This window comes from Nonomuraea turkmeniaca (assembly GCF_005889735.1).
GTDB lineage: Bacteria > Actinomycetota > Actinomycetes > Streptosporangiales > Streptosporangiaceae > Nonomuraea > Nonomuraea turkmeniaca.
In genome coordinates, this window is sequence record NZ_VCKY01000309.1 from 1 (window position 1) to 10,816 (window position 10,816).

Annotated in this window: 9 protein-coding genes and 1 pseudogene; 4 read left to right on the forward strand and 6 right to left on the reverse strand. The window is 70.9% G+C overall.

Annotated elements, in window-relative coordinates; translation table 11 throughout:
- A pseudogene (locus ETD86_RS56235) lies at nt 1–312 on the forward strand (hypothetical protein); the annotation flags it as partial.
- A 9-nt stretch (nt 313–321) separates the two neighbouring features.
- On the opposite strand, the gene ETD86_RS48625 reads toward ETD86_RS56235, so the two are convergent.
- The 3 genes from ETD86_RS48625 to ETD86_RS48635 are packed head-to-tail and all read right to left on the reverse strand — an operon-like array spanning nt 322 to nt 2,205.
- Nucleotides 322–1,251 (reverse strand): RluA family pseudouridine synthase, encoded by a 930-nt coding sequence (locus ETD86_RS48625; protein ID WP_138673410.1) that lies wholly within the window; start codon nt 1,249–1,251, stop codon nt 322–324.
- On the reverse strand, nt 1,244–1,780 hold the full coding sequence (gene lspA, locus ETD86_RS48630) for a signal peptidase II (protein WP_138673411.1): 537 nt from the start codon (nt 1,778–1,780) through the stop codon (nt 1,244–1,246). Before lspA ends, ETD86_RS48625 begins: the two co-directional genes overlap by 8 nt.
- A 35-nt stretch (nt 1,781–1,815) precedes the next feature.
- The gene (locus ETD86_RS48635) at nt 1,816–2,205 is read right to left on the reverse strand and encodes a TraR/DksA family transcriptional regulator (protein ID WP_138673412.1); all 390 of its coding nucleotides are present in this window, start codon (nt 2,203–2,205) and stop codon (nt 1,816–1,818) included.
- Between the two features lie 479 nt (nt 2,206–2,684).
- On the opposite strand from ETD86_RS48635, the gene ileS reads away from it, so the two are divergent.
- On the forward strand, nt 2,685–5,831 hold the full coding sequence (gene ileS / locus ETD86_RS48640; protein ID WP_138673413.1) for an isoleucine--tRNA ligase: 3,147 nt from the start codon (nt 2,685–2,687) through the stop codon (nt 5,829–5,831).
- A gap of 129 nt (nt 5,832–5,960) precedes the next feature.
- Here the strand turns inward: ileS and ETD86_RS48645 are convergent, their stop codons facing one another.
- Nucleotides 5,961–6,401: a VOC family protein gene (locus ETD86_RS48645; protein WP_246149411.1), complete on the reverse strand. Its 441-nt coding sequence runs from the start codon at nt 6,399–6,401 to the stop codon at nt 5,961–5,963.
- 160 nt (nt 6,402–6,561) lie between these two features.
- Nucleotides 6,562–7,467, reverse strand: a complete 906-nt coding sequence (locus tag ETD86_RS48650; RefSeq protein ID WP_138673415.1) for an NmrA family NAD(P)-binding protein — start codon at nt 7,465–7,467, stop codon at nt 6,562–6,564.
- A gap of 341 nt (nt 7,468–7,808) precedes the next feature.
- Between ETD86_RS48650 and ETD86_RS48655 the strand changes: the two genes are divergently transcribed.
- Together ETD86_RS48655 and ETD86_RS48660 are read left to right on the forward strand one after the other, a co-directional pair.
- Entirely contained in the window at nt 7,809–8,174 is a 366-nt protein-coding gene (locus tag ETD86_RS48655; protein WP_138673416.1) for a YciI family protein, read from the forward strand.
- Between the two features lie 4 nt (nt 8,175–8,178).
- Nucleotides 8,179–9,453: an RNA polymerase sigma factor gene (locus ETD86_RS48660; protein WP_138673417.1), complete on the forward strand. Its 1,275-nt coding sequence runs from the start codon at nt 8,179–8,181 to the stop codon at nt 9,451–9,453.
- Between the two features lie 160 nt (nt 9,454–9,613).
- Here ETD86_RS48660 and ETD86_RS57625 read toward each other — a convergent pair.
- On the reverse strand, nt 9,614–10,816 hold a 1,203-nt coding region (locus tag ETD86_RS57625), incomplete at its 5' end, for a hypothetical protein (protein ID WP_425465706.1).

Below are 10,816 nucleotides of genomic sequence, written 5' to 3' on the forward strand. Positions count from 1 at the left end.
GTGGTGACCACGTCCCTGTCACCGTCCCTTTCCCGGTCATCGCAGCCACCCCCGAAGGAGACGGTCACGCCCGGGCCGACTTACCAGCAGGCGCCGCAGAGCACGCCGCCTCCCACCAGGGGACAGCCCAGGACCCCCGGCCGCGAGACGAAGAGCCCCTCCAAGGAGCCGACGCCCACCAAGTCCAAGAAGGACAAGAAGGACAAGGAGGACAAGGATGAGACGTCGGACGAGACCCCCGGAGCGGTCGAGGGCACGGACAACGGCAGGGCGTCCGACGCGGCCGAGCAGAAGACGAAGAAGGTCCGCTGACCTGGCGGATCAGGACTCGTCGCGGACGATGTCGAGCGCCTTCCGCAGATCCTGCGGGTAGTCGGTGCTGAACGACATCCACTCCCCCGTGGAAGGGTGCTCGAGCCCGAGCGCGACCGCGTGCAGCCACTGCCGGGTGATCCCGAGCCGGGCGGCGAGCGTCGGGTCGGCGCCGTACAGCAGGTCACCGACGCACGGGTGGCGCAGCGCCGCCATGTGCACCCTGATCTGGTGCGTACGCCCGGTCTCCAGCTTGATGTCCAGCAGCGAGGCCGCGCGGAACGCCTCGACGGTGTCGTAGTGGGTGACGGACGGCTTGCCACCGGCCACCACGGCGAAGCGGCCGTCGCCTGACGGGTGCCGGTCGATGGGCGCGTCCACGGTGCCCCTGAACGGGTCGGGATGCCCCTGGACCAGCGCGTGGTACCGCTTGTCGACCGTGCGCTCCTTGAACGCGCGCTTGAGCCGCGAGTAGGCGTGCTCGCTCTTGGCCACGACCATCGCCCCGGTGGTGTTGGCGTCCAGGCGGTGCACGATGCCTTGGCGCTCTGCGGCTCCGCTGGTGGCGATCGTGTGGCCGGCCCCGAGCAGCCCGCCGATCACCGTGGGTCCCGTCCAGCCGACGGTCGGGTGGGCGGCCACCCCGATCGGCTTGTTGACCACCACGATGTCGTCGTCCTCGTAGACGATCGTCATGCCCGGCACCGGCTCGGCCACCGGCATGGGCGTGGTCACCGGTGGCGGCAGGGTCACATCCAGCCACGCGCCCGCCTGCACCCGGTCGGACTTGGCCGGCTGCCGGCCGTCGACCAGCACCTCCCCCGCGCCGATGAGCTCGGCCGCGCGGGTGCGGGAGAAGCCGAACAACCTCGAGAGCGCGGCGTCGAGCCGCTCGCCCTCCAGCCCGTCGGGCACGGGCAGACTGCGCTGTTCAGCCATCCTTCGTCTCCCCCTTGGCCTCCTGGGGGCCATCGGCCACCTTGGAGCCGTCGATCTGCACGTTGCGCCAGGCCAGGATGACCGCCAGGATGCCGCCGCAGACGATCGCCGAGTCGGCGATGTTGAAGACCGGGAAGTAGTCGATGACCGGGAAATGCCCCGGCAGCACCTCGATGAAGTCCACGACGTGCCCCTGGAGCTGCTTGGACCGGCCGAACCCCGAGGGGTAACGCAGCAGCCGGTCCGTGAGGTTGCCGAGCGCCCCGCCGAGCAGCAGGCCGAGCGTGATCGCCCACGCGCGGCTGCCCAGCTTGCGCGCGGTGCGCACGATGGCCACCACCACGGCCGCGGCGATCAGCGTGAAGACGAAGGTCATCCCGGTGCCGATGCTGAAGGCGGCACCGGAATTGAAGATCACCCGGAACTGCAGAACGTCCTGGATGACGACCAGCGGCGGCTCGTTTTCAAGCGCCCGCAGCACCACCGTCTTGGTGATGAGGTCGGCCGCGTAGATCACGGCCGCCAGCACGACGAGGACGGCGAACAGGCGACCGCGGGGTCTGCCTACCGGCGCTCCTCCTTCTGCTTGCAGGCCACGCACAGCGTCGCCCTCGGGAACGCCTGAAGGCGTTCCTTGCCGATCGGCTTGTGGCACGATTCGCACACTCCATAGGTCCCTGCGTCGATCCTGGCGATCGCACGTTCGTTCTGCGCGACCAGATCGCGCGCATTCAGGGTAAGGGCGATCTCACGTTCGCGCTCGTACGTCTTGGCACCGGCGTCAGCCTGATCGTCGCCGGCGCCCTGGGTGACGTCTCCAGAGGCTATCTCCGTCTCGTGGCGGAGGATGTCGGCCTCGAGCTCGTCGATCTCCGTCTGGAGCGTGCCGCGTACCTCGGCCAGCTCCTGTTCCGACCACATCGAAGGTGTAGCGGTCTGCGTGACTGCCGCCATGGCGTGCCTCCATTGCTGATCAAGGCCGTTAAGGGTGCGGGCAGCTTAGGATCCGGATAACGGAACGGCAAACGACCCGCCGGACGGTTTACCTCCTGCGTACTATCCCGCCTCGCGCATTCAACTCCTCCTCAGCGGCGTCCATTCCCACAACTTTGTTGCCGTTTACGCGCTCCGTACCGATGTTGTGGCCATAGCGGTGACGCCGCAGGGCCTCACCAGGGAAACCTGGAAGCCTTCGCCTCCACTCTGCGTTATGGTTTGAGACTGCAAGGCGTTGATGGGGCCCGACTGTGAGGGATATCACCCCGGAGCCGCCGGAAGAACGGCTCTCAAGAGCTCATTAGAACCGGCAGCAGATCAAATGAAGAGGGCCTCGCCCCGGGTGAGGTCAAGAAGGGTGGTACCGCGGAGCCGATCCGGCTTCGTCCCTTCGCGCTTGTCCTGCCGTATCGACCAAGCGTGGAGGCCCGCCCGAGATGTCTTCCCCAACCTTCCGCCCTCTTCCCGCGCAGGTCGACCTGCCCGCGCTCGAGCGCGAGGTCCTCGACCGCTGGCGGGACGGGAAGATCTTCGAGCGTTCCATCGAGCAGAACGCGGGCAACCCCGCCTGGGTCTTCTACGAGGGCCCGCCCACCGCCAACGGCCTGCCCGGCGTGCACCATGTCGAGGCGCGGGTGTTCAAGGACCTGTTCCCGCGTTACAAGTCCATGAGCGGATTCAGCGTTCCGCGCAAGGCCGGATGGGACTGCCACGGCCTGCCCGTCGAGGTGGGCGTGGAGAAGGAGCTGGGCCTGTCCGGCAAGAAGGACATCGAGACGTACGGCATCGCCGAGTTCAACGCCAAGTGCCGCGATTCGGTGTTGCGGCACGTGGACGCGTTCGAGCAGATGACCGAGCGAATGGGTTACTGGATCGACCTGTCGCAGGCCTATCGGACCATGGACCCGGCCTACATCGAGTCGGTGTGGTGGTCGCTGAAGGTCGTCTTCGACAAGGGGCTGCTGTTCCGCGACTTCCGGATCACGCCGTACTGCCCGCGCTGCGGCACCGGCCTGTCCGACCACGAGCTGGGCCAGCCCGGCGGCTACGAGGACGTCTCCAGCCCGTCGGTCTACGTCCGCATGCCCGTGACCTCCGGGCCGCCGGCCGCGCTGGGCGCGTCGCTGCTGGTGTGGACGACGACGCCGTGGACGCTGGTGTCCAACACGGCGGTGGCCGTGCACCCCGACGTGACGTACGTCGCGGCCCGCACCGCGGACGGCGAGGTGCTCGTCGTCGCCGAGCCGCTGCTGTCCGTCCTGGGCGAGGGTGTCACCGAGGTGGCCCGCTACACCGGCCGCGAGCTGGAGCGCACCACCTACTCCCGGCCGTTCGAGCTGGTCGACATCCCGGACGCCCACTATGTCGTGCTGGGCGACTACGTCACGGTCGAGGACGGCACCGGCCTGGTCCACCAGGCGCCGGCCTTCGGCGCCGAGGACCTCGCCGTGATCAAGCGGTACGACATGCCCGTCGTCAACCCGATCGGCCCCGACGGCCGGTTCCTCGACGACGTGCCCATGGTCGGCGGACGGTTCTTCAAGGACGCCGACGAGGAGCTGACCGAGGATCTGCGCGCCCGCGGCCTGCTGTTCCGCGGCGGCCACTTCGAGCACGCCTACCCGCACTGCTGGCGCTGCCACACGCCGCTGCTCTACTACGCGCTCCCGTCCTGGTACATCCGGACCACCGCGGTCAAGGACCACATGCTGGCCGAGAACGCGAACACCAACTGGTACCCGGACACGATCAAGTGGGGCCGCTTCGGCGAGTGGCTGCGCAACAACGTCGACTGGTCGCTGTCGCGCTCCCGCTACTGGGGCACGCCGCTGCCGCTATGGGTGTGCTCGGCGGACGAGTCCCACGTGACGTGCGTCGGCTCCCTGGAGGAGCTGGGCTCGCTGGCCGGCCAGGACGTCTCGTCGCTCGATCCGCACCGCCCGTACGTCGACGACGTGGCCTTCGACTGCCCGTCGTGCGGCGCTGAGGCACGCCGCGTCCCGGACGTCATCGACGCCTGGTACGACTCCGGCTCGATGCCGTTCGCGCAGTGGGGCGAGCGGGGCAAGCCCGAGGGCGTCTACCCGGCCCAGTTCATCTGCGAGGCCACCGACCAGACCCGCGGCTGGTTCTACTCGCTGATGGCCGTCGGCACGCTGGTCTTCGGCCAGTCCTCGTACGAGAACGTGCTCTGCCTGGGCCTGATCCTGGCCGAGGACGGCCGCAAGATGAGCAAGCACCTGGGCAACGTCCTGGAGCCGATCCCGCTGATGGACCAGCACGGGGCCGACGCGTTGCGCTGGTTCATGGCCTGCTCGGGCTCCCCCTGGGCGGCCCGCCGGGTGGGGCACAACGCCCTGGAGGAGATCGTCCGCAAGGTCCTGCTGACGCTCTGGAACACCTCGTCGTTCTTCACCCTCTACGCCAACGCCGAGTCATGGTCGCCGGCCAGGCTGTCCGAGGCCACGCCGCCGGCCGAGCGGTCGCTGCTCGACCGCTGGGCGCTGGCCGAGCTGCACCGCACGGTGGCCGAGGTCACGGCGTCGCTGGACGAGTACGACACCCAGCGCGCCGGCCGCCGCCTGGCCGACTTCCTCGACGACCTGTCCAACTGGTACGTGCGCCGCTCGCGCCGCCGGTTCTGGCAGGGCTCGGAGGACGCGTTCGCGACCCTGTACGAGTGCCTGGACACGGTCCTGCGGCTGATGGCGCCCGTCACGCCGTTCGTCACCGACTACCTCTGGGACGTGCTGCGCTCGGCGGAGGTCCCCACGTCGGTGCACCTGGCGACCTGGCCGGCGGTGCGCGAGGACCTGCTCAACCCGGTTCTGTCCGACCAGATGGCACTGGTGCGGCGCCTGGTGGAGCTGGGCCGCTCGGCCCGAGCGTCGTCGGGGGTCAAGACCCGGCAGCCGCTCGGGCGGGCCCTGGTGGGCGCGCACGGCTGGCCGACGCTGCCCGGCGAGCTGCGCGGTCTGGTGGCCGAGGAGCTCAACGTCCAGACGATCGAGGACATGTCCGGCTTCAGCGCCGATCTCGTGTCCTACACGATCAAGCCCAACTTCCGGGCGCTGGGCAAGCGCTTCGGCCCCCAGACCAAGCTCGTCGCCGCCGCGGTGGCCGCCGCCGACCCGGCCCGGGTTTCGCGTGCCCTCCGCTCCGGCGGCACGGTCATGGTGGAGGCGGACGAGCTCGGCGAGATCATGCTCGGCCCGGACGACGTGATCGTCAACGAGCAGCCCCGGGCGGGCTGGGCGGTGGAGACCGGCGCGATCGGCACCGGCACCGGCGAGACGGTGGCCCTTGACCTGGAGCTCACGGACGAGCTGCGCCGCGCGGGGCTCCTGCGCGAGGTCATCCGCCTGGTCCAGGAGGCCCGCAAGGCGACCGGCCTGTCCATCACGGACCGCATCGAGCTGTGGTGGGCCACCTCGTCCCCGGACCTCGCCGCCGCCCTGCGGGCCGTGCCGCACGTGGTGGCGGAGGAGGTCCTGGCGACCACGGTCACCGAGGGCACGGCGCCGGACCTGCCGTCCCACACGGACGACGACCTGGCCCTGACCTTCCAGCTCCGCCGGGCCTGACGGCATCGGGGCGCGTCCACCATCCGGGCGCGCCTCACGGCATCGGGGCGCGCCCACCATCCGGGTGCGCCCCGGCGCCGGCGTGACGGATCTCCTCCTCACGCCGGCCACTACGCTCCGGCTCCGGGCTCACAACCGGCCCGGAAGGCGGGTGGTGATCTCCTGGAGCATCCAGCCGTTGCCGTCGGGGTCACTGAACGAGGCGAAAGAGCCGTAGCTCTGGCGTTCCGGAGCCGGGCCGGGCAACCGCCCCTTGGTCCCGGCATGGTGCCAGACCCCGCCCTCGTCATGGAACACCTCACCCACGTCGGCCCCGCGGTCGACGAGCTCGGACCGTGCGGCCTCGATGTCGTCGACGATCAGGTACAGCCCCTGCATCGAGCCCGGTGCGGCCGAGGTGATCCCGGTGCCGAAGATCACCGAGCACCCAGAGCCGGGTGGGGTCAGCTGCACCACCCGGAAGCCGTCGCCGGGGGCGAAGTCGGCGTCCTCCCGCCACCCGAGGGCCTTGTAGAAGTTCTTGGACCGGTCCACGTCGGCGACCGGCAGCACCACGACCTCTAGCTTCATGTCCACGGCGTGGATTCCTCCCCGTTCGATGCCGGTGGCCTGCGAATGCCACCGGGTCTGCTATGGATAAACGGGGGGATGACCACCTCCTACACTCTCGCCCCTCGCCGTCGAAGTCCAGCAACTGCCGGCAGGCGGTCGTCCCGGTTATCGGACGGCCTCAGCCCAGGTAGAAGTCCCTGCGGGCGGCCACGAAAGCCTCGATCGTCCGAGCAGGCACGCCCGTCACGCGTTCGACGTCGTCGGACGCGCGGTCGTAGCGGTTCTCGCGATGCAACCGGGCCATGGTGGCGATGTGCTGCTCGGTGTGCGGCGGCAGGCCCACCTTGGCGAGCACGTCGGCCCGCCACCGGTCCAGCGGCACGTCCACATACGTCACCGGACGCCCCAACGCCCGGGAGAACTCCTCGGCCATCTCCGTCATGTCGACCGTGCGTGGCCCGGTCAGCTCGTAGACACGCCCGACGTGCGGAGCCGGATCGCGCAGCACGGCGGCGACCACCCGGGCGACGTCGTCCACGGCGACCGGCGACGTGCGCCCCGTACCGAACGGCAGCGCGATCGTGCCGTTCTCCCGGATCGACTGCGCCGCCAGCGTGGTGAACAGCGGATTGTCCAGGAACGACGTCGGCCGGATGTGCACCACCGGCAGGCCCGACCAGTTCAGCACCTGCTCCGCCAGCCAGTGCAGCCGCTGCTGGTGCGACTCTCCGGTACTGGTGGCGGTCATCTGCGACACCGTCATCTGTGACATGTCGACCAGGCCGGCCAGCTTCCCGTGTTCCCGCGCCACGGTGGCGACCACGGTCGCCGCCAGCAGATGGTCCGGAGACACGGGCATCGCGAAGTACATCCGCCCGACGCCCTCCAGCGCGGCCGCCACGCTCTCAGGCCGGGTCAGATCGCCGGCGACGACCTCGGCGCCGAGCGCACGCAACTCAGCCGCACGATCGTCCTCGCGGCGGACCATCGCGCGCACCGGCACGTCCTGCGCGCGCAGCCGGTGGAGGACTGTGCGTCCCACGCCACCAGCGCCGGCGATGAGAACGAGGCTACTGGCAACCATCGGTCGATCTCCTTCTGAATGTCAGAGCGCAGGTGTGATCACACGTGCGTGTGGCATGTGAAGGAATTACCCGCGCCCGAGCATCGCGACTTCGGCTGTCGGGTCATCAGGCGGCAACAACACCCCAGCCACCGGCCTCCTTGCCGGACCCTGCGGGCGAGCGGGCATGGGCAGCACCGGTGCGCTCCGCTGCGGCGTTCACGCCGGACCCGCAGTCGGCCAGGGGGCTGCGCCGCTGCCCGTGCCGGCGCAAGTCCACCGGATACGGTGAGGTGCATCGATTCGCGGCCGCCTCGTTCGTCGTATAGGTAGTCGGGCCAACGAGGCCTCGAAGCGATTGGATGTCTGAGATGGCGAAATACCTGCTCCTCATCTACGGGAACGAGCAGCTCTGGGAGGCGAGGTCCCCGGAGGAGATCAAGGACCTTCATGCCGGCCACGCCGCCTTCGCCGCGGCGGCCGGTGACGCGATCCTCGGCGGCCACGAACTGGAGTCGTCCACCACCGCGACCTCCCTGCGCGGCACCGTCAGTGGCCGGCCCACGCCGACCGACGGGACGTTCCTGGAGACCAAGGAGGTGCTGGGGGGCTACTACCTGGTGGAGGCGCCGGACCTCGACGCGGCGATCGCGCTGGCCGAGAAGCTGCCCGAGCTCTCCGCGGCGCACAGCGGGGTCGAGATCCGGCCGATCCGGGAGGCGAGCTGACCCCGTGACCGAACACGAGCGCGGTTCAGCCCCTGACGTCGACGTCAACGAGGCGATCGCGCAGGCGCACCGTCGCGAGTGGGCCCGGGTGCTCGCCGCGACGGTGCGTGTCGTGCGTGATCTCGACCTCGCCGAGGAGTGTGCCCAGGACGCGTACGCCCAGGCACTGCGCACGTGGGCCGTCAGCGGTGTTCCGGCCCGGCCGGGCGCCTGGCTGACCACCGTCGCACGCAACCGCGGCAAGGACATGCTGCGGCGGGAGTCCGTGTTCCGATCGGCGCTGCCGTCGCTCGTCGTGGACGACGCCGTGGCCGGGCCGGAAGACCAGGGCGACCCGTCGGCGATCGACGACGACCGGCTGCGCCTCATCTTCACCTGCTGCCACCCGGCCCTGTCCCGCGACGCGCAGGTGGCGCTGACCTTGAGGTTGGTGTGCGGCCTGTCCACGGCCGAGGTGGCCCGGGCGTTCCTGGTCCAGGAGTCGGCCATGGCGGCGCGGATCACGCGTGCCAAGAAGAAGATCAGCACCGCCCGCATCCCGTACCGGGTTCCCGCGCGTACCGACCTTCCCGAGCGGGTCAGCGCGGTGCTGGACGTGGTGCACCTGGTGTTCACCACCGGCCATACCGCACCCGTCGGCGCGCAGCTGGTGCGCCAGGACCTGGTGGACGGTGCCATCCACCTCGCTCGCACCCTGTACCAGCTGCTGCCGGGCGACGGCCAGACAGCCGGCCTGCTCGCGCTGATGTTGCTCACCGACGCACGCCGGAACACCCGGCTGTCCGGCACCGGCCGGCTCGTCCTGCTCGCCGACCAGGACCGGACGCGGTGGGACACGCGGCAGATCGCCGAAGGCACCGCGTTGCTGGCGGAATCGTTGCGGCGGCCGCCTACGAGGTACGCCGTGCAGGCCGCCATCGCCGCCGTCCACGCCGAGGCGGCGACCTGGGAAGACACCGATTGGGCGGAGATCGTCGGGCTGTATGACGTGCTGCGGGGCCTGTGGCCGTCCCCGGTGGTCGAGCTGAACCGCGCCGTCGCGATCGGCCTCCGCGACGGCCCTCAGGCCGGCCTCGCCGCGCTCGCCCCGCTGCTCGACGAACCGGCGCTGGCCACCTACGGCTACCTCAGCGCGGCCCGCGCCGACTTCCTGCGCCGGCTGGGACGTTGGCAAGAGGCCGCCGGGGCGTACGAAGAGGCCCTGACCATGACCGACAACCACGTGGAACGCGCTTTCCTGACCGGCCGGCTCGACGAGGTCCGCGCTCACCTGGCCTGACCTGAGCGGGCGGTGACGGCGGTGTCAGGGCCTACGGCCTGCTCATCGCCGGCCGGGCGCCGATGAGCAGGCCGGCCGGCGCACACCGTGGCCGGCTCCTGAGCGGCGGACCTCCTGGTGTCTCATCTCGCCGTCGCTCGGGCGTACATGTCGCGGGTGCTCAGGCGACCGTTTCCCGGTCGTGCTGGCAGACCGAGCAGCTCGTCAGCCCGGCCGCCTCGGCCGCCGCGAGCGTCATCGTCTCCACACCGCTCTCCCCCGCGCCCTTGATCAGCGGGCAGTCGGTGCTGTGGTAGCGGCGGGTGCCGACGATGACCTTCACCGTGCCGGGACGGGCGCCCTTGGAACCGGACCCGGCGCCCTGCGCACCCAGACCAGCGCTCTTGGCACCGGCGGCCGGCGCGTCTCCGCTCTGGGACCCCGAGGTCTCGGCTCCTGAGGTCTGCGGTTTCGCGGACGTGCTGGAAACACCCGTGGCCGGGGACCTGGCGAAGGCACCCGCCCCTGAGGGCAGCGGTCCCTTGGGCTTGGCCTGCGACTCGGTCGAGGACGCGGGGCGCTCCAACACCACGTCCTCCTCCGGCTCCGGCGAAGCGAACGTCCTGGCGCGCCCAGAAGGACGCTGGGACGGCCCGGAGGGCGTGCCTGACCTCCCTCCTGGAGGGGGAGGCACCGCCGAGGAAGGCACGCGCGGCTGTGGCGCCGTGGCGGGACCTGAGGAGTCGTCGTCCTCGTCATCGGCACCACCGGACTGCCCGGCCGGCCTGCCGGACTGCTCGCCTCGGTCGGATGGCCGCGCCCGGCCACCAGCCGGCTCGATCGGGCTGGTCCGGCGCGGGGAAGGCGCGGTCCGGCCTTCGGACGCCACGGCCTGGCCCGGCCGGTCCGCGGCGGACTCGCTCCCCGTGGTGGGCTCTGGCTCGTCCGCGGAACCGCCCCTGGCTGCGACCGCCCCGGTAGCACCGGCGGCGGTCCCGCCCTTCGCGGCAGGAGGTCCGGTCTTGCCGCGGGACGACGTGCCGGCCGTGCCCGCAGGCGACTCTGCCTCGTCGTCGCCGGTCGCGGCCTTGCTCGCGGGCCGGGAGGGCGCGCCGGCAGGCCGGGCGGGCTCACCGGAGGGTGGCGAGGTCTTACTGGGCGGCTCGGAAGTCTCACCGGCGGACGGCGTCTTGCCGCTCGCGGGTGGCGTGCCGGACGCCTTCGACGGCTCGCCGGACGGGGGGCGGCCCGCCGCGCCCGAAGACGGCGACTCGGACCTGAGCGCGTACGGCGGCGGCCGGAAGATGGAAGTCTGTGTCTCCGCCTGCTCGTCCTGCGGTTCGGAGGGGGCCTGACCGGCGGAGGGGGCCTGACCGGCGGAGGC